Genomic DNA, 18,883 nt, shown 5'->3' on the forward strand with positions numbered 1-18,883 from the left:
GAAGAGATGTACGAGCTTTCGCGGGTTCGCCTGCACTCGGTGGGGCCGGCGGGCGCGCGGTACCAGGACGTCGTGCTGGACTTCAGCGGCGTCGGCGCGGCCATCACCGCGCCCAAGCAGGACGCGCTGTTCAGCGCCGGGATCCACCTGGCGGGGGAGGGGCCGCCGCGACGGCCGTCGCCGGCGAGCGTGCTGTTCCTGGAGAACGGCGGCGGCAAGTCCGTCCTGATCAAGCTGATCTTCTCGGTCATGCTGCCCGGCCGCCGCCAGGTCGTCGGCACGACCAACACCAAGGTGCTGGAGAAGTTCGTCGCCGCGAAGGACGTCTCGCACGTCGTGCTGGAGTGGCTCCAGGTCGAGACCGGGCACCGCGTGATCACCGGCAAGGTGTCGGAATGGCGCGGGCACGTGGTGTCGGCGGACTCGGAGAACCTCGCCGACTCCTGGTACTGCTTCCGTCCCACGCCCTCGCTCGATCTGGACACGCTGCCGCTGACGTCGGACGGCAGGCTGCTGACGATGTCCGGCTTCCACGACCAGCTCGACAAGGTGCACGGCGGCGAGCCGGAGCTGGAGCTGTTCTGGACCCGGCGCCACCACGAGTGGACGTCCCGGCTCGACGGCCTCGGCCTCGACACCGAGCTCTTCCGGTACCAGCGCGCGATGAACGCGGGCGAGGGCGAGGCGGCGGACGCCTTCGCGTTCAGCACCGACGAGGCGTTCGTCGAGTTCCTGCTGCGCGCGGTGCTTTCGGAAGAAGAGCCGAAGGACCTCGCCGAGGTCGTCGCGACCTACGCGCACAACCTCGCTCAGCGCGGGGACCTGTTGTCGGAGCGGGACTTCGTCGCGGGGGCACTCGATCTGCTCACGCCGCTGGCGGAAGAGGAGGGCGTCGCCGCCGCGTCGCGGAAGCTCGCCGACGCGGCCCGCGCCGAGATGCGGACGCTCGCCGGTCAGGTCGCCGCCCGCGACAAGCTGGAGAACGAGCGCCTGAGCGGGCTCGAACAGCACGTCGACGAGGTGAAGTCCGCCGAGAAGCTGGCCGAGGGCGACCACCGTCGCCTCACCGCCGGGGTCACCGAACTCCGCCGCCTGGTCGGGAAACTGCGGCTCGACGAGGCTCAGGAGGGCAAGAAGCGGATCGACGGCGAACTGGCCGAGGCCAAGACCGCCGCCGAGGCCTGGCGTGAATGCGCCACCGTGCTCAACCACCTCAACGCCGCCCGCAAGGCCCGCGATTTCCGGGAACTGGTGGGGAATCGCGAGCAGAAGGCGCAGCCCGCGCTGCAGGCGCGCAACACCGCGGCCGGCGCGCTCGCCAGGGGACTGCTGGCGCTGGCCAAGAACGCCACCGAGCAGGCCGCGAAGGCCGAAGCCCACGTCGGCGCCCTGCGCGCCGAAGCGGAGAAAGCCCAGGCCGAACGGGACGAGTCGGCGAACCTCGCGGCCCAGCGCCGTGCGGAAGCCCGCGGACTGGGCGCGCGGATCGCCGAGATCCGCGAGGAGATCGCGGAAACCGTCCGGTCCGGCGCGCTCAAGGCCGGGTCCGACGTCGCCGAGGCGGCGCGCGCGGCCAGGACCGAGGCCGAGACGACCGCCGCGGAACTCGTCCGCCGTGAGCAGGAACTCGAACGCGTGACGGAGGATCTGCGGTCCGCACAGGCCACCGTCAACGACGCGCACCGGCTCGCGGGGTCCACAAAGGACAGACTGGAACGCGCGGCCGAAGAGCTCGACAGGGCCAATCGGCGCACCGACGCGCTCGCCGTCGAACCCCGGCTGAGCGAACTCCTCGGCGCGGACGACGTCGCGCTGGAGACCGATCTCCCGGTGCTGCTGGAACGCCTGCGCGAGGCGGGTTCGGCCGCGGAGAAGGAACAGACCGCGCTGCGGATGGAGGAGTCCGTCGACGAGCGCGCGCTCAACGCGCTCGGTTCGGGTGGTCTCCTTCCCGCTCCCGAAGAGGTCCAGGCCGCGCTGGACGCGCTGGAAGCCGCCGGGATGAACGCGTGGTCCGGCTGGCGCTACCTGTCCACTTTGGACAAGAAGCGGCGGGCGGCCGTGCTGGCCCGCGCGCCCCAGCTGGTCTCGGGGATCCTGCTCAACGAACCGGAGCAGATCCGGCTCGCCGAGAAGGTCCTGGCGGAGCGGCGTCTGCTGCCCAGCACGATCATCCCGGTCGCCACGACCGAGGCCACCACGACCGACCGCCTGCCGGGCGAGGCGGGCATCGAGTTCCTCGTGCCGCCCAACCCGGCGATGTACGACGAGGAAGCCGCCGACGCCGAGCGCGAGGCGATCGCGCTCCGGCACGCGGAACGGCAGCGCCGCCTCGAAGCGCTGACGACGTCCCTGGCCGACGACGGCGCGATGTCGTGGAAGCTCAAGACCTGGCGCGAGGACTACCCGCCCGGCAGCATCGCGACCCTGGCCGAGCAGCGGCAGAACGCGCGCACCGCGCACGAGACCGCGCGAACCGCGCTGGAACAGGCGGAGAAGGAGTTCCAGCGACTCGGCGAGAAGGCAGCCGGGCTGCGGGAGAGGATCCCCGAACTGCGCACGGTTTCGGCCGAGGCGGGGGATCGGGCGCGCGGCCTGGAAACCCTCGCCACGCGCGCCGCGAAGATCCCGGAGTGGACGGACGACGTCGAGCGCGCGACGGAGACCGCCGAGCGGGCCGAGTCGACGGCGTCCGACGCCGCGGCGAAGGCTTCCCGGCTGCGTGAGCAGGCAGGCGAGGAACAGCGCACCGCGGACGGCCACCGGCGCACGGCGACGACCGCGAAATCGGAACTGGCCGAGGTCCCGGGATCGAGTGACGTCACCGAGGACGACCCCTCGCCCGCCGAACCGGTGGACGCGTTGCGGCGTACTTTCGCGTCGGCTTCCGAGGCGTACGCGAAGGTCGAGGTCGGCAGCGATCTCCGGGCCGAGCTCGATCAGGCCGAGAGCGTCGAGGCGTCCGCGCGGGCGGCCCTCGAAGCGCTGGACGACGCCGTCCGCGAGCGGGCTTCGGCGCTGCTGGAGACGCCGGACGGTTCTGACGCCTCGGCGCGGGCGGCCGCACAGGCGCGGGCGAACCGGGCGGTCGCGGTGCTGGAGGAGGAACGCACCGAGATCGTCGGCCTCGTCGCGACCCGCAAGGCCGAACTGAGCCAGCTCCCGGAGCAGCCGTCGGCCCTCGCCGCGATCTCCTCCGACGCGCGGCCGAAGGACATCGAGCACGGCCTGGCGCTGATCGACGACGCCAGCCTCGAAGTGTCCGCCGCCGCGCGGAAGTGGGAAGAGCTCCAGGAACGCCGTGCCGCCGCCGAAGCGACACTGGAGTCCGCGAAGACGTCCGCGTCCGGATTCGGTCTGCTTGCCGAGTCCATGGCGCATCTTCTGTCCAAAGAGGACGACGAGGCGGCCTTCGACGGCGACGTCGAATCCGCGCGGGCCAGGCATTCTCGGCTCAACACCGCGCTCACCGAGGCGCAGGACGCCGCCGACGCGGGCGACCGCCGGGTGCGGGCCGCGGCCGACCAGCTCGCGCAGTACGCGACGGACAAGCGGTTCGAGAAGCTCAGCACGCCGGTGCGGCAGCAGGTGATCTCGGTCCGCCGCGACCAGCTGCCCGCCCACGCGGCGGAATGGGCCGAGGCGTTGCGGCCGCGGCTGCGCACGCTCACCGACGACCTCGCGCAGATCGACCGGCACCGCGGCGGCATCATCACGCGCCTGCAGGGCATGGTCGACGGCGCGCTGCGCACTCTTCGAGCCGCGCAACGGGTTTCGCGGCTGCCGGACGGACTCGGCGACTGGTCGGGCCAGGAGTTCCTCAGGATCCGCTTCACCGAACTCGAAGAGAACGTGCTCGCCGAGAAACTGGGCGAGGTCGTCGACGAGGCCGCGATCGGGAAGACCTCGGACGGCCGGGACGTCAAGCGGGACGGGCTTTCGCTCGTGCTACGTGGCGTGCAGGCCGCCGCTCCCAAGGGTTTCCGGGTCGACATGCTGAAGCCGGACTCCGTGCTGCGGACCGAACGGCAACGGGTTTCCGAGATCCGGGACGTGTTCTCCGGCGGGCAGCAGCTGACCGCGGCGATCATCCTGTACTGCACCCTGGCGGCGCTGCGGGCGAACAACCGCGGCAAGGCGCGGAACCGGCATTCCGGCGTGCTGTTCCTCGACAACCCGATCGGCCGCGCGTCGGCCGGGTATCTGCTGGAGCTGCAGCGCGCGGTCGCGGAGGCGCTGGGCGTCCAGCTGATCTACACCACCGGCCTGTTCGACGCCGGCGCGCTGAGCGAGTTCCCGCTGATCGTGCGGTTGCGCAACGACGCGGACCTGCGGGCGGGACGCAAGTACCTGTCCGTCGACGCGACGATCCGGAACGCGACCGACGACCTCGGGGAGCCGGACGGCGTCGCGCGGCTCTCGGCGACGCGGCTGTTCACGCGCCCGGCCGAGGAGCCCGAGCAGGAGGAAGAGCCGGCCTGACGGCCGATCCGGTTTCTTGAGAGGAAAGGCGAAGGCGGCTGTGAGGCGTCGGTACAGGTGGTCGTGAGTGGCGTTCCGGGTAACAGCGGACCGTGTCTTCGGTACTTGGGGTCGGGCGGGTTTCGCGTGACCAGACGGACGACACGGGTGACTGGCCGGACGACACGCGGTGGAACTCGGCCGCCACGTGTGTCGTCCGTCTGATCACACGTGCCGTCCACTCAGACACGCGAAAGTACCACCTCGGCCCAGCGTCCTCCGGCAGCGCCCAGCGTCGCGAAAGTGGCTTTCGCGGCGCTCGACACTCACGACCTCGGCCGGTGCGGTCCGCCGCGAAGGGTCACCCGGCCGGGACGGGCCTGAGGCTTTCGCGGCTGGAGGCGCGGTATTGCCCGGGAGCCTCGTGCCGTGACCGCCGGAAAGCCCGGCTGAACGCGAACACCGACGTGTAGCCGACCGAACGGGCGATACTGTCCACTGTCTCGTCGGTGTCGCGGAGCCGGACCGCGGCCAGGTCCATCCGCCACTGGGTCAGGTAGTCGCCGGGGGTCCGGCCGGTCGTTTCGCGGAAACGACGGGTCAGTGTGCTGCGTGAGGTCGCCAGTTCCGCCGCGAGCAGGTCGGTCGTCCACGGCCGCGCCGGATCCTCGTGGATCTTGGCCAGGGCCACGCTGACCAGCGGATCGCCCAGGACGCCGAGCCAGGTTCCCCGCGCCTCGGCCGGTTTCTCGGTCCGCCATACGCGGAGCAGCTGGACCAGCAGGATGTCGACCAGCCGGTTGAGGACGAAATCGGTGGCGATCTGCGGGCTCGCCAGTTCCCGCGACAGCAGCCGGACGGTGTCGTCGAGCCCGTCGCCGCCGCGGTTCGCGCGGATGTGCACCACGTCCGGCAGGGTGGCGAGCACCTGGGTCGACACCGCCGGGTCGTAGTCGTAGGAAGCGCCGAGGACGTGGGTCTGCACTTCCCCGGAGCCGAGGCGCAGCACGCCGCCGCATTTCCGCGCCCGCTCCGCCACCGAGCAGAGCTGGGGAATGACCTGGGCGTCCGGAGCGCTGCGCAGAGTGTGCTCCTGACCGTTCGGCAGCAGGACGACGTCGCCGGGCATGAGCTGGCGCGGTGGGTGGCCGGGCAGGTCCAGCCAGGCCGTCCCGCAGGTGACGGCGTAGAAGGCCGCGCCGGCGATGCGGTGCCAGAGGATGCCCCACGGGCCGGATCCCTCGATCCGGGCCCCGGCGGTGCCCCGGACACCGCCGACGGCGAGTGTTTCGGCCAAGAGGTCCACGAGCTCGATGATAATGCGACAGATGGATATGTCCATGGCTGTTTCAGGCATCGATACGGTCACCCCGTGCGCCATACGATCGGTCCCATGGCAGAAACGATCGATTTCGACTTCGACGAGATCAACCGGAACGTGATCGCCGAGTTCCGCGAGACCGGCGGCAAGGCGGGCGGCATGTTCGAGGGCTACCCGCTGGTCCTCGTCCACCACACCGGCGCGAAGTCCGGCAAGGAGCGGATCGCGCCGCTCGTCCCGCTGCTGGAGGACGACCGGATCTACATCTTCGCCAGCAAGGGCGGCGCCGACGACAACCCGGCGTGGTTCCACAACCTGGTGGCCAACCCGGACACCAAGGTCGAACTCGGCACCGAGACCTTCCCGGTCCGCGCGCGGGTGCTCACCGGCTCCGAGCGCGAGGACGTCTACGCCAGGCAGTCCGCGGTCATGCCGCAGTTCGCCGACTACCAGAGCAAGACCACCCGCGTCATCCCGGTGTTCGAGCTGGAGCGCGTCTGAGGGGGCTGAAGCGGGGCGCTCTGCCGGGGTGCTCGTAAGTGGCGATCCGGGCGTCGCCGAGTGTCGTCCGTCTGATCACCCGTGTCGTCCATTCCGTCACGCGAAAGTACTGGTTCGGTCAGGGTGGTCGTGAGTGGTGAAGAGCGTTCTAACCCTCTTTGCCACTCACGACCCCTTCGCGAAGGCGTACAAGTGCCTAAAACGGGTATTCGGGCGAGAAGGAGCGTCCCTTGTGGACGGTCAAGGTCGCGATCGGCTCCTGAGGCCACTTCAGGCCATGCCGCGAAAGTCCTGCTCGACGGGAGACTCGATCACGCCGTATTCGCCTCGCCTCTCACTGACCCGAATCTCCACTCACGACCCACGAGGCCGACCTGTCACCGCCGCTCGGGACCGGTTCTGTCGGGGGCCGGTGGTAGAACCGAGCGGTGACCCCCAAGATCGACGTCCGGCAGCGCCGCGCGCGCCTCGCCTCGCGTCACCACCTGGCCGTGCCCGCCTCGTCGGTGCACGCCGTGGCGGACGCGGTCGTCGCGCTGCACGCCACGGACCCGGCGACGGTCCATCTCTCGGCGTGGGCGCGGTTCAAACGAGACGGCGTCGAGGACGTCGAGCACGCGCTCTACGACGAGCGCGCGCTGGTGCGGATGCTCGGCATGCGCCGCACGGTCTTCGTGGTCGGCCAGGAGAACGCGGCGCTGATCCAGGCGGCGTGCTCGGCGGACATCGCCAAGAAGCAGCGCCGCCTGCTCGAACAGCATCTCGGCACGCAGGGACACCCGGAGAACGTGCCCGAGCCGGAACGCTGGCTCGCCGAGGTCGAGGACGCGACAGAGCAAGCGTTGAAGGCCCGTGGTTCCGCCACGGCGCAACAGCTTTCCCAGGACGAGCCGCGCCTCAGGCAGCAGCTCGTCATGTCGAAGGGAAAGCCGTACGAGGCGATCGCCAACGTCACCAGCCGGGTCCTGTTCCAGCTCGCGGTCGACGGCCGCATCGTCCGCGGCCGCCCGCGCGGGAGCTGGATCAGCAGCCAGCACTACTGGTCCACGATGGCCGACTGGCTGCCACAGGGCCTCGCCGGATGGGACGCCGACGAGGCAAGGGCCGAACTCGCCCGCCGGTGGCTGTTCGCCTACGGGCCGGCGCCGATCGCGGACCTGCGATGGTGGGCGGGCTGGACGGTCGGGCAGACCAAGAAGGCGCTCGCCGCGGTTCAGCCGATCGAGGTCGACCTCGACGGCGTCCCCGGGGTCGTGCTCGCCGACGATCTGGAACCGGTCGCGGAGCCCGAGCCGTGGGTCGCGCTGCTCCCGTCCCTCGACCCGGCGGCGATGGGATGGATCGAGCGGGATTGGTACCTCGGCCCGCATCGAGCTCCGCTGTTCGACGGCACCGGCAACATCGGGCCCACCGTCTGGGCCGACGGCCGGATCGTCGGCGGCTGGGCGCAGCGTCCCGGCGGCGAAGTCGTCCACCACCTCCTGGAGGACGTCGGCGCGGAGGCCGAACGGGCCGTCGAGGCGGAGGCGAACCACCTGGCCGAGTGGTTCGGAGAGGTGCGAGTCACGCCACGGATGCGGACACCCCTGGAGCGACGGCTAGCACAGTGAAGCTGAGAGTTTTCCCAAGACGTCCTGGTAGCGACGCACTTAATCGATTCTTGACCTGACCCACCGAGTGGTGGAAGTCTCGTCAGGGCAAAGAGGGTCGCCCGAGCACGCACGCTAGGGTTGCGCCCGAGTAAAGGACGTCTTACCGGGGCTATCCCGGACGAGTCTCAAGGGAGTGGCAGCAGTGACGGTTCGCGTAGGTGTCAACGGCTTCGGCCGCATCGGCCGCAACTTCTTCCGGGCCGTGCAGGCCGCCGGTCACGACATCGAGGTTGTCGCGTTCAACGACCTCGGCGACGTCGCCACCATGGCCCACCTGCTGAAGTACGACTCCATCCTCGGCCGCTTCCCGGGCGAGGTCAGCGTCAGCGACGAGGGCATCGTCGTCGACGGCAAGACGATCAAGGCCCTCGCCGAGCGCGACCCGGCCAACCTGCCCTGGGGCGACCTGGGCGTGGACGTCGTCGTCGAGTCGACCGGCTTCTTCACCAACGGCGACGCCGCCAAGGCGCACATCGCCGGCGGCGCCAAGAAGGTCATCATCTCCGCGCCCGCCAAGGGCGAGGACCTGACCGTGGTGCTCGGCGTCAACGACGACAAGTACGACGGCTCGCAGAACATCATCTCGAACGCGTCCTGCACCACCAACTGCCTCGGCCCGCTGGCCAAGGTGCTGAACGACGCGTTCGGCATCGAGCAGGGCCTGATGACCACGATCCACGCGTACACGCAGGACCAGAACCTGCAGGACGCCCCGCACAAGGACCTGCGCCGCGCCCGCGCCGCCGCGCTGTCGATGGTCCCGACCTCGACCGGTGCCGCCAAGGCCATCGGCCTGGTCCTGCCGGAGCTCAACGGCAAGCTCGACGGCTACGCGGTCCGCGTCCCGGTCCCGACCGGCTCGGCCACCGACCTCACCGTCACGCTGACCAAGGCCGCGACCCTCGAAGAGATCAACGCCGCGTACAAGGCCGCCGCCGAGGGCCCCCTGGCCGGCATCCTGCGCTACAGCGACGACCCGATCGTCTCGGCCGACATCGTCACCGACCCGGTGTCCTGCATCTACGACGCGCCGCTGACCAAGGTCATCGGCAACCAGGTCAAGGTCGTCGGCTGGTACGACAACGAGTGGGGCTACTCCAACCGCCTCGCCGACCTCGTCAAGCTCGTCGGCACCAAGCTTTCCTGACCGATGGCGCTGAAGAACCTCGAAGACCTGCTGAGCGGGGACGTTTCGGGCCGGTACGTACTCGTGCGTTCCGACCTGAACGTCCCCCTCGACGGGGAGACCATCACCGACGACGGCCGCGTCCGCGCGGCCCTGCCGACCCTCAAGCGGCTCGCCGAGGCGGGCGCGAAGGTGGTCGTCACGGCGCACCTCGGCCGTCCCCAGGGCGAGCCGGACCCGAAGTTCTCGCTCGCGCCGGTCGCCGCGAAGCTCACCGAGCTGCTCGGCGTCGACGTCCCGCTGGCGGGTGACCTGGTCGGCGAGTCCGCCAAGGCCACCGTCGCGGGCCTGACCGACGGTCAGGTGGCCCTGCTGGAGAACGTGCGTTTCGACGCGCGCGAGACCAGCAAGGTCGAGGCGGAACGCCAGGAACTGGCCGCCGAGCTGGCCGCGCTCGTCCCGGGCGGCGCGTTCGTTTCCGACGGCTTCGGTGTCGTGCACCGCAAACAGGCCTCGGTCTACGAGGTCGCCCGTGCGCTTCCGGCGTACGCGGGCGGCTTGGTGCTGGCCGAGGTCGAGGTCCTGAAGAAACTCACCGAGGACCTCGCCCGGCCGTACGTCGTCGTCCTCGGCGGCGCGAAGGTGTCGGACAAGCTGGGCGTGATCGCCAACCTGCTGACCAAGGTCGACAGGCTGCTCATCGGCGGCGGCATGGCGTACACCTTCCTCAAGGCCCAGGGCCACGAGGTCGGCAACTCGCTGCTGCAGGAGGACCAGCTGGACCAGGTCCGCGGCTTCCTCGCCGAGGCGGAGAAGCGCGGCGTCGAGCTGATCCTGCCGGTGGACGTCCTCGCCGCGACGGGCTTCGCGGCCGACGCGGAGTTCGACGTCGTCGACGCGACGGCCATCCCGGCCGGCCGCATGGGCCTCGACATCGGCCCGAAGTCGCGTGAGCTCTTCGCGGGCAAGCTGGCCGACGCCGCGACCGTGTTCTGGAACGGCCCGATGGGCGTGTTCGAGTTCGAGTCCTTCGCCGGCGGCACCCGTGCCGTGGCCGAAGCGCTGGTCAAGAGCGACGCCTTCACCGTGGTCGGCGGCGGCGACTCCGCCGCGGCCGTGCGGCGACTGGGCCTGCCCGAGGACGGCTTCTCGCACATCTCGACCGGCGGCGGCGCGTCGCTGGAGTACCTGGAGGGCAAGGAACTGCCCGGAGTCGCTGTGCTGGGAGAGAACGACTAGTGGCGCGCAAACCGCTCATCGCCGGCAACTGGAAGATGAATCAGAACCACCTCGAAGCCATCGCGCTGGTTCAGAAGATCGCCTTCGCCCTGCCGGAGAAGTACTACGCGAAGGTCGACGTCGCGGTCCTTCCGCCGTTCACCGACATCCGCAGCGTCCAGACGCTGACCGACGGCGACAAGCTGTCGCTCACCTACGGCGCCCAGGACCTGTCGCCGCACGACTCCGGTGCCTACACCGGTGAGGTGTCGGGCCCGATGCTGGCGAAGCTGGGCTGCAGCTTCGTCACCGTGGGGCACTCGGAACGGCGTGAGTACCACGGCGAGTCCGACGAGCTGGTCAACAAGAAGGTCAAGGCCGCGCTCAAGCACGGCATCACGCCGATCCTGTGCGTGGGGGAGAAGCTCGAGGTCCGCGAGGCCGGCGAGCACATCGCCCACACCACGACCCAGCTGGTGGAGGGCCTGAAGGGGCTCAAGGCCGAGCAGGTCAAGGACGTCGTCGTCGCCTACGAGCCGGTCTGGGCCATCGGGACCGGCAAGGTCGCGACCCCGGCCGACGCCGAGGAGGTGTGCGGCGCCATCCGCGCCACCCTCGCCGAGAAGTACGGCGCCGAGGTCGCGTCCTCGGTCCGCGTGCTCTACGGGGGCTCCGCCAAGTCCAACAACATCAGTGACCTCGTCGCCTGCGAGAACATCGATGGTGCGCTCGTCGGTGGTGCCAGCCTGGATGGTGACGAGTTCACCAAACTCTGCGCACTCGCCGCGGGCGGGCCCCTGCCCTGATCGGGGCACCTACCGGGTAACCTGGGTATCCGGTCCGTCACACAGCAGTGGACGAGTCCAGGAGTACGGTGTGTTCTGGCGGTCATGAGCCGCCGGTGGCACACCGTTTTCCTGCATTCTCCAAGAGCGCAGAGGATGACATGAAGCTGTTCCTGCAAATCCTGTTGATCGCCTCCAGCGTGCTGCTGGTGGTAGCCGTGTTGCTGCACCGCGGCCGTGGCGGCGGTCTGTCTTCGCTGTTCGGTGGCGGTATGCAGTCGAGCCTGTCCGGCTCGAGCGTGGCCGAGAAGAACCTCGACCGGATCACGCTGCTGCTGGGCGCGGTGTGGCTGATCAGCATCATCGGCCTCGGGCTCCTGCTCAAGGTCTGATCGATCCAGGTGTTTCGGCGTGCCTATGGGGGGCGCGCCGCCGATCCCTATAGGTGTGAGGATTCATGGTTGGCGGTAACGCGATTCGGGGCACCCGTGTGGGTGCCGGGCCTTCGGGCGAATCGGAGCGGGGTGAGTCGGCGCCGCGGCGCCGCATCTCCTACTGGTGTGCCAACGGGCACGAGGCGCAGCCCTCGTTCTCGATGGACGCCGAGATTCCCGACGAGTGGGATTGCCCGCGCTGCGGGCTCCCCGGTGGGCAGGACGAGAAGAACCCGCCTGCCGCGCCGCGGACCGAGCCCTACAAGACCCACCTTGCTTACGTGAAGGAACGGCGTTCCGACGCCGATGGCGAGGCCATCCTCGCCGAGGCGCTGGAGCGGTTGCGCCAGCGCCGGGAGATCTAGCCTTCCCTCACCGGTCGAGCGGGTACCGGGCACGCACCCGGAACCCGCCGTCCTCGGTGTCGGCGGTTTCGAAACTCCCGCCCAGCAGTCGAGCGCGTTCGGCCAGCCCGGTCAGCCCGTGCCCTCCCGAGGGCAGGGCCGCACCGGGCGTCCGAGCGCGCTCGTTGCGTATTTCGACCTTGAGCGAACCGTGCTCGCCCTGGATCCGGATGGTCGCGGTGGCGCCCGGCGCGTGCTTGTGCACGTTGGTCAGGCATTCCTGCACGGTCCGGTAGGCCGCCGCCGAGACTTGGCTGGGCAGCAGGTCGGGGATCCGCTCGACGGTCAGGTGCACCGGGACGTCCGAGCCCCGGATCAGCCGGTCGAGTTCGTTGATCCCCGGCCGGGGCCCGTCTTCTTCGGAGCTCGAGCGGAGCACGCTCACGAGTGAGCGCAGTTCTTCGAGGGTCTTGGTGCTCAGCTTCCGGATGACCTGCGCGGTTTCGAGCGATCGGGCGTCCGAGGTCTGCGCCTGCAGCGCGCCGGCCTGCATCGCGATCAGCGTGATCTGGTGTGAGACGACGTCGTGCATCTCCCGCGCGAGGCGGGCGCGCTCTTCCGCGCGGACGGCGTCGGCGTGGAAACGGCGTTCGCGGTCACGGCTGGCGGCGAGTTCGGCGAGTTTCTGCGAGACCTCGGTCCGCGCTCCGATGAGCAGGCCGATGGCCACCGGCATCCCCGCGACGATGACGCCGTAGATCCCGTCCAGGACGTGTTCGCGCCAGCTGAGCTCGACGAAGTCCGCCAGCGGCCACTGGACGAACCGGCAGGTGAAAACGAGCGCGAACCCGGTCCAGGTCTGCCAGTGCATCTGCTTGCGGGTGGCGAGGAAGCCGAGCGCGATCATCGCGGCCAGCTGTGACCACCCCGCCAGGAAGCCCGGGACGGTGACGATCACCGCGAGGAACGGCAGCTTGCGGCGGAAGGCGAGGCCGAGGCACGCGGCGCCGGACAGGTAGATGGAGTACGGCTGGGCCTTCTCGGGGATGACCAGCCAGACGTCGAGTGCCGCCAGGAAGATCGCGAGCGTGTCGATGCCCAGCGCGACCAGCGCCGGACGTTTGATCTTGGCGAACGACATGACCCCGGCGGCACGGCGCATCCGGTCGGCGGCCTCCGCTCCGGAGCCGCCCACCGAGATACCTGGCATCGAGAGACCCTCTGTGCTCATCGCTGGCGACCTCACTCGTCTTGTGGACTTGAATGGTGAGACGTGTTCTTCGCCCGATCGGGACGCGCAGGAACGAACAAATGTGCGGATGCTAACGGGTGGATGTAGCAGGACGGTAAGTTTCCCCCAGTCGGGCTAGCGACTGTCTCGTCACTGTCCGTTCTGCGGACAAGTGCATGAACGTTCGGTCGGTCGGATCCACACCGGACCACTCGGGCTCGGTGGTCCGCTGATCACTTCGACGGGCGAGTGGTCCGGTTCTGACGACGAACCGGCGCGAGTTGATCTATGTCACTTTTCGCGTTCGGACGGTGACTGGGGCCGGGGACTGGAGCTCGGGTTCCCTCAGCGTAGGGAAGAAGCGGCCCCCTGGACGTCCGCCATGGGGGTGTCACGAACCCGCCGAATGCGCGTGAAGGCCCCCTTCCTTCGGCTCAACCGAGGAAGGGGGCCTAAGCGTCTTTGGCCGGGTACCAGGTCCGTGAAGGCCTCCTTAGCGGACTCGCATTTGCTTACCCGCCGGGGTGGCTTGGTGTGTCTCGGCGCCGGGGTGGGGCTTGTTCTGGAGGCCGTGTGGTTGGCGGGGGACGTTGAGTGTCCCGATTCCTTCACCGTCGATCCCAGCGCACGCGGACGCCTCCCGTGCAGGTCAGGCCAAGTCCGTGAAGGCCTCCTTGAGGGACCCAGGGTCCCTCAAGGAGGCCTTCACGGACCGGTGTTCGGAGTCGGAGTCGGAGTTCCGGAAGCGTTGCGAAAGCCACTTTCGCAACGTTCAACGTTGCGAAAGTGGCTTTCGCGGCACCCGAGGTCGGCGGGCGGTGACCGGACACGCCACCTGTGCCTTACCCCTTACAACCGAGGGAAGGGCCTTCACGTGTCACAAGGTCAGGCTGTCGGGGTCTGATAGACCTTCGTGAGTTTCGAAGCGGAACCCCGGTCCAGCAGCCAGAGCGTGCGACGGCTGCCGCGGGCTCCGGCCACCGGGATCTGGACCTCGCCCGCACCGGAAAGCGCCTGCGAGACGGCGTCCGCCTTCGCGTCGCCACCGGTGACCAGCCAGATGTCCTGCGCGCGACGGATCGCGGGCAGGGTCAGCGAGACGCGGGTCGGCGGCGGCTTCGGGCAGTCGCGCACCGCGACGACCGAGCGGTCCTTCTCGAACACCGCCGGGCTCTCGGGGAAGATCGAGGCGGTGTGCCCCTCCCCGCCGAGACCGAGCAGCATGATGTCGAACGCCGCGTCGTTGGCCGCCAGGACCTCCGCGTAGGCCGCGGCCGCCGCGTCGACGTCGTCGCCGAACTCGCCGTCCGAGGATGCCATGGCGTGCACCCGCTTCGGGTCGAGCGGGACGTGGTCGAGCAGCGCCTCGCGGGCCTGCTTCTCGTTGCGCTCGTCCGAGTCCGCCGGGACGAACCGCTCGTCGCCCCAGTAGACGTCGAGACGCGACCAGTCGATGGCGTCCCGGGCGCTGGAGTCGCGCAGTTCCGCGAGGATGGCGATCCCGGTGCCGCCGCCGGTGAGCACCACCGAAGCGGAACCCTTGGCGGCCTGGACGTCCACGATCCGGGTGACCAGCCTGGCCGCCGCGGCGGCGGCCAGGAGGTCCGGGTTCTCGTAGACGACTACCTCGGTCTTGCTCATGAGGCGCTCTTCGCGGTCTTGGCGGGCGCCGCCTTCTTCGCGGCGGGCGCCTTCTTGGCCGCCGGAGCCGCCTTCTTCGCCGGGGTCGCCTTGGCCGCGGTGCCCGACGAGATCTTGCCGAGCCCGTTCAGCGAAGCCTCGTAGATCTCGTCCGGGTCGAGCCGCCGCAGCTCCTCGATCAGGCAGTCCTTGTTGTCCCGCCGCTGCAGGGCGATCCGGCGCGTCGGCTGGCCCGGCTGGGTCAGCGTGCCGACCCGCCCGTCCGGCCGGTGCAATTCCACCGGGCCGGAACGCCGGTCCAGCGTCACCGAGATGATGCCCGCGGCGCCGGTGCTCTTGACCCGCTTCACCGGCACCTTGAGGTACTCGGCCAGCCAGCCGGCGAGCAGTTCGGTCGACGGCGAGTCGGCCTCACCGGTCACGGTCGCGCCGGTGACCTTCTCGTGCGGCGGAAGGTCCAGAGCGGACACGAGCTGCGCGCGCCAGCTGGTCAGCCGGGTCCACGCCAGATCGGTGTCACCCTCTACATAGGACTTCGCCCGCGTGGTGAGTGCCCTTATGGGCGCCTTTTCCGCCGCCGAGTCGGTGATCCGGCGCTGCGCCAGCTCACCGAGCGGGTCCTTGGCCGGGGCCTTCGGGCCGGTGCCCGGCCACCAGGTGACGATCGGCGCGTCCGGCAGCAGCAGCGGCACGACCGCGCTCTGGCCCTGCGCGGCCAGCGGACCGTAGAGCCGCAGGACGATGACCTCGCTCGCGCCGGCGTCGCCGCCGACCCGGATCTGGCCGTCGATCCGCGGCGCGGCGGTCCGCGCGCCCTTGGCCACCACGATCACCCGCGACGGGTGTTCGCGGCTGGCCTCGTTGGCGGCCTCGATCGCCTCTTCGAGGCGGTCGTCGTCGTCCGCCACGATGACCAGCGTCAGCACGCGGCCGAGCGCGACCTGTCCGCCCTGTTCGCGGATCTCGACGAGTTTCTTGTTCAGCTGCGACGTCGTGGTCGACGGCAGGTCGATGATCACGGACGCCTCCAGTTCCGGCCGGTACGTTCCAGCATCTCATCGGCGGACGGCGGTCCCCACGAACCGGGCGGGTACGCCTCGGGCGCGCCCTTCTTCGCCCAGTGGTCGAGGATCGGGTCCAGGATCTCCCAGGACAGTTCGACCTCTTCGTTCACCGGGAACAGCGACGGCTCGCCGAGCAGCACGTCCAGGATGAGCCGCTCGTAGGCCTCCGGCGACGACTCGGTGAACGCGTGGCCGTAGCCGAAGTCCATCGTGACGTCGCGGACCTCCATCGTGGTCCCCGGCACCTTCGACCCGAACCGCAGCGTGATGCCCTCGTCGGGCTGCACCCGGATCACCAGCGCGTTCTGGCCCAGTTCCTCGGTCGAGGTCGAGTCGAACGGCAGATGCGGCGCCCGCTTGAACACCACGGCGATCTCGGTGACCCGGCGGCCCAGCCGCTTGCCGGTGCGCAGGTAGAACGGCACGCCCGCCCAGCGGCGGTTCTGCACCTCCAGCGTCACCGCGGCGTAGGTCTCGGTCGTCGAGTCCTTCGCGAAGCCGCCTTCCTGCAGCAGGCCCGGCACCTTCATGCCGCCCTGCCAGCCGCCCGCGTACTGGCCGCGCGCGGTGGTCTCGTCGAGAGGGCCCAGGGGCTTCGTCGCCGAGAGCACCTTGACCTTCTCCGCGCGGAGAGCGCGCGGAGCGAACGAGACCGGCTCCTCCATCGCGGTCAGCGCGAGGAGCTGCAGCAGGTGGTTCTGGATGACGTCGCGGGCGGCGCCGATGCCGTCGTAGTACCCCGCGCGGCCGCCGAGACCGATGTCCTCGGCCATGGTGATCTGCACGTGGTCGACGTAGTTGGCGTTCCAGATCGGCTCGAACAGCTGGTTCGCGAACCGCAGCGCCAGCAGGTTCTGCACCGTCTCCTTGCCGAGGTAGTGGTCGATGCGGAACACCGACTCCTCGGGGAAGACGTCGTTCACGATCTCGTTGAGCTCCTTGGCGCTCTTGAGGTCGCGGCCGAACGGCTTCTCGATGACGACGCGGCGCCAGGTCTCCTCGCTCGCGTCGGCGAGGCCGGAGCGGGCGAGCTGCTTGGTCACCACCGGGAACGCGCTCGGCGGGATCGACAGGTAGAACGCGGTGTTGCCACCGGTCCCGCGCTCGGCGTCGAGGTCCTTGACCGTTTGCGCGAGCCTGTCGAAGGCGTCGTCGTCGTCGAAGGTGCCCTGGACGAACCGGATGCCTTCGGCGAGCCGGTTCCACACCGACTCCTTGAACGGCGTCCGCGCGTGCTCCTTGACCGAGTCGTGCACGAGCTCGCCGAAGTCCTGGTGCTCCCAGTCCCGCCGGGCGAACCCGACCAGGGAGAACCCGGCGGGCAGCAGCCCGCGGTGGGCGAGGTCGTAGATCGCCGGCATCAGCTTCTTGCGGGCGAGGTCACCGGTCACCCCGAAGATCACCAGGCTGGACGGCCCAGCGATCCGCGGCAGCCGCTTGTCGCGCGGGTCGCGCAGCGGGTTGTTCCAGGCTCGGGTCACTCGCCTGCCTCCTGTACCGCGCGGACCAGCTCGGCCAGGCCGGCGGCCCGGTCGGCGAGGTGCAGGCGCAGCACCGGACGGCCGTGCTCGGCGAGCACCTGGCCGTCGCCGAGCGCCTGCGCGTGCTGGAGCACGCCGAGGGTGTACGGCCGGTCCGGGACGTCGAGATCCTGCTCGACGGCGCCGGTGATCTGCAGGAAGACACCGTTCTGGTGCCCGCCCTTGTGGTACTGCCCGGTCGAGTGCAGGAACCGCGGCCCCCACCCGAAGGTGGTCTGGCGGCCGGTCCGCTTGGCGATCTCGCCGCGCAGGAGCGACGTCGACGCGTCGTCGAGACGGTCGAGGTACGCCTGTACCGCGATGTAGCCGGTTTCCGGGGCGGAGTCGAAGAAAGCCCGCAGAATGTCCGCGAGCTTCCCTTCGGTGACAACGCCATCCGAGCCGAACACCTCGACCGCGCCGTCCACAGTGGACGGCGCTTCGCCGCCCTTGAGCTTGTCCGGGTTGTCGAGCAGCGAACGCGCGGCCTTCTTGGCGGCCTCGACGTCGGGCTGGTCGAACGGGTTGATCCCGAGCAGCCGTCCGGCGAACGCGGTCGCGAACTCCCACAGCAGGAACTGCGCGCCGAGCGAGCCGGTCACGGAGATCTTCGCGGCGCCTTGCGCCTGGCCGACGGCCACCGGGGTGGCGTCGTCCTTGGCGTCGGCGAAACCGGGGGAGTCCGGGCCTTCGACGGCGACCGGAAGGAGACCGGTGCCCTGCTTGCCGGTGGACTCGGCGATCAGCTGTTCCGCCCAGTCGGCGAAGCCCTTGATGCCCGAACCAGTGTCCGCGATGACGACCTTCTCGGCGCCCTTTTCGTGCGCCGCCGCCCATGCCGCCGCGAGCTTGACCGCAGGGTTGTCCACGGTGTCGGCAGCGAGGGAGTCGGCCACCGAAGCGGCCTGGTCGAGCAGCCGGGCGACGTCCGCGCCGGCGAGCCCGGCCGGGACGAGCCCGAACGCGGTCAGCGCCGAGTAGCGGCCGCCGACGTTCGGGTCGGCGAGGAAGACCTTGCGGTAACCCTCCTTTTCGGACAGTTCCGCGAACGGCGAACCCGGGTCGGTGACGACCACGATCCGCCGCGCCGCGTCGATGCCCGCGTCGGCGAAGGCCTTCGCGAAGATCCGGCGGTGGCTGTCGGTCTCGACGGTGCCGCCGGACTTCGACGACACGACGATGACCGTGCGCTCCAGGTCACCGGCGAGCGCGTCGGCGACCTGCCCCGGGTCGGTGGTGTCGAGGACCGTCAGCGGGACGCCGTCGGTCGCGGTGATGACCTCGGGGGCCAGCGACGAACCGCCCATGCCCGCGAGGACGACACGGTCGACGCCCTCGGAACGCAGGTCGGTCCGCAGTGCCTCGATCTCGCCGATCAACGGCCGCGAGGACTTGTGCAGCGTCGTCCACGACAGACGGATCGACGCTTCGGACTCGGCTTCGGGACCCCACAGTGTGGCGTCCTGGGACGCCAGTTTCGATGCGACCTGGTCGGCGATGAGCCGCTCCGCGAACGGAGCGGCTTCGCCGGCCAGGGCGGCGTCGACGATTTCGACGCCGGTCGTTTCCCCTGCCATGGTCCAGA

Annotated in this window: 14 protein-coding genes; 8 read left to right on the forward strand and 6 right to left on the reverse strand. The window is 69.9% G+C overall.

Translation table 11 applies throughout. The annotated features are described in order from the left end of the window. Positions 1-6 precede the first annotated feature (6 nt). Positions 7-4,482, forward strand: coding sequence for a hypothetical protein (locus AB0N89_RS27425; RefSeq protein ID WP_364209761.1), 4,476 nt, complete (start codon positions 7-9; stop codon positions 4,480-4,482). Positions 4,483-4,822: 340 nt separating this feature from the next. Here AB0N89_RS27425 and AB0N89_RS27430 read toward each other — a convergent pair whose 3' ends face one another. Beyond that, a complete protein-coding gene (locus tag AB0N89_RS27430) occupies positions 4,823-5,767 on the reverse strand; it encodes an AraC family transcriptional regulator (protein WP_364209764.1) in 945 nt (314 codons plus the stop codon). An 87-nt stretch (positions 5,768-5,854) separates the two neighbouring features. On the opposite strand from AB0N89_RS27430, the gene AB0N89_RS27435 reads away from it, so the two are divergent. From AB0N89_RS27435 to AB0N89_RS27465, 7 genes are all read left to right on the forward strand, one after another. Continuing rightward, on the forward strand, positions 5,855-6,283 hold the full coding sequence (locus AB0N89_RS27435) for a nitroreductase family deazaflavin-dependent oxidoreductase (protein WP_364209767.1): 429 nt from the start codon (positions 5,855-5,857) through the stop codon (positions 6,281-6,283). Positions 6,284-6,711: 428 nt separating this feature from the next. Then, complete coding sequence (locus AB0N89_RS27440; protein ID WP_364209770.1) at positions 6,712-7,893, forward strand: winged helix DNA-binding domain-containing protein; 1,182 nt, start codon at positions 6,712-6,714, stop codon at positions 7,891-7,893. A 184-nt stretch (positions 7,894-8,077) separates the two neighbouring features. Then, positions 8,078-9,082: a type I glyceraldehyde-3-phosphate dehydrogenase gene (gap, locus tag AB0N89_RS27445; protein WP_364209773.1), complete on the forward strand. Its 1,005-nt coding sequence runs from the start codon at positions 8,078-8,080 to the stop codon at positions 9,080-9,082. Positions 9,083-9,091: 9 nt separating this feature from the next. Continuing rightward, positions 9,092-10,300, forward strand: a complete 1,209-nt coding sequence (locus tag AB0N89_RS27450; protein ID WP_364209854.1) for a phosphoglycerate kinase — start codon at positions 9,092-9,094, stop codon at positions 10,298-10,300. Further along, the gene (gene tpiA / locus AB0N89_RS27455; RefSeq protein WP_364209776.1) at positions 10,300-11,085 is read left to right on the forward strand and encodes a triose-phosphate isomerase; all 786 of its coding nucleotides are present in this window, start codon (positions 10,300-10,302) and stop codon (positions 11,083-11,085) included. The genes AB0N89_RS27450 and tpiA overlap by 1 nt, the downstream gene beginning before the upstream one ends. 140 nt (positions 11,086-11,225) lie before the next feature. Next, positions 11,226-11,456, forward strand: coding sequence for a preprotein translocase subunit SecG (gene secG / locus AB0N89_RS27460; protein ID WP_016333144.1), 231 nt, complete (start codon positions 11,226-11,228; stop codon positions 11,454-11,456). A 65-nt stretch (positions 11,457-11,521) separates the two neighbouring features. Next, positions 11,522-11,863 carry an RNA polymerase-binding protein RbpA gene (locus AB0N89_RS27465; RefSeq protein ID WP_034311760.1) on the forward strand — a complete coding sequence of 114 codons (342 nt, stop codon included), beginning with the start codon at positions 11,522-11,524 and terminating at the stop codon, positions 11,861-11,863. A 7-nt stretch (positions 11,864-11,870) separates the two neighbouring features. Here AB0N89_RS27465 and AB0N89_RS27470 read toward each other — a convergent pair whose 3' ends face one another. The 5 genes from AB0N89_RS27470 to AB0N89_RS27490 form a co-directional block, all read right to left on the reverse strand. Beyond that, positions 11,871-13,073 carry a histidine kinase gene (locus AB0N89_RS27470; RefSeq protein ID WP_364209780.1) on the reverse strand — a complete coding sequence of 401 codons (1,203 nt, stop codon included), beginning with the start codon at positions 13,071-13,073 and terminating at the stop codon, positions 11,871-11,873. An 885-nt stretch (positions 13,074-13,958) separates the two neighbouring features. After that, entirely contained in the window at positions 13,959-14,714 is a 756-nt protein-coding gene (gene pgl, locus AB0N89_RS27475) for a 6-phosphogluconolactonase (protein ID WP_364209783.1), read from the reverse strand. After that, complete coding sequence (gene opcA / locus AB0N89_RS27480; RefSeq protein ID WP_364209786.1) at positions 14,711-15,733, reverse strand: glucose-6-phosphate dehydrogenase assembly protein OpcA; 1,023 nt, start codon at positions 15,731-15,733, stop codon at positions 14,711-14,713. The genes pgl and opcA overlap by 4 nt, the downstream gene beginning before the upstream one ends. Beyond that, a complete protein-coding gene (gene zwf, locus AB0N89_RS27485; protein WP_364209788.1) occupies positions 15,730-17,259 on the reverse strand; it encodes a glucose-6-phosphate dehydrogenase in 1,530 nt (509 codons plus the stop codon). Before zwf ends, opcA begins: the two co-directional genes overlap by 4 nt. Then, positions 17,256-18,875 (reverse strand): glucose-6-phosphate isomerase, encoded by a 1,620-nt coding sequence (locus AB0N89_RS27490; RefSeq protein WP_364209791.1) that lies wholly within the window; start codon positions 18,873-18,875, stop codon positions 17,256-17,258. The genes zwf and AB0N89_RS27490 overlap by 4 nt, the downstream gene beginning before the upstream one ends. Positions 18,876-18,883: the final 8 nt, after the last annotated feature.

It is taken from the genome of Amycolatopsis sp. NPDC089917, assembly GCF_040684635.1.
Classification (GTDB): Bacteria; Actinomycetota; Actinomycetes; order Mycobacteriales; family Pseudonocardiaceae; genus Amycolatopsis.

Excerpts from the sequence above, each read along its gene's own strand:
- AB0N89_RS27490 (WP_364209791.1), bottom strand. The coding sequence starts at position 18,875 with ATGGCAGGGGAAACGACCGGCGTCGAAATCGTCGACGCCGCCCTGGCC.
- AB0N89_RS27425 (WP_364209761.1), top strand. The coding sequence starts at position 7 with ATGTACGAGCTTTCGCGGGTTCGCCTGCACTCGGTGGGGCCGGCGGGC.
- AB0N89_RS27470 (WP_364209780.1), bottom strand. The coding sequence starts at position 13,073 with ATGAGCACAGAGGGTCTCTCGATGCCAGGTATCTCGGTGGGCGGCTCC.
- pgl (WP_364209783.1), bottom strand. The coding sequence starts at position 14,714 with ATGAGCAAGACCGAGGTAGTCGTCTACGAGAACCCGGACCTCCTGGCC.
- secG (WP_016333144.1), top strand. The coding sequence starts at position 11,226 with ATGAAGCTGTTCCTGCAAATCCTGTTGATCGCCTCCAGCGTGCTGCTG.
- AB0N89_RS27435 (WP_364209767.1), top strand. The coding sequence starts at position 5,855 with ATGGCAGAAACGATCGATTTCGACTTCGACGAGATCAACCGGAACGTG.
- AB0N89_RS27465 (WP_034311760.1), top strand. The coding sequence starts at position 11,522 with ATGGTTGGCGGTAACGCGATTCGGGGCACCCGTGTGGGTGCCGGGCCT.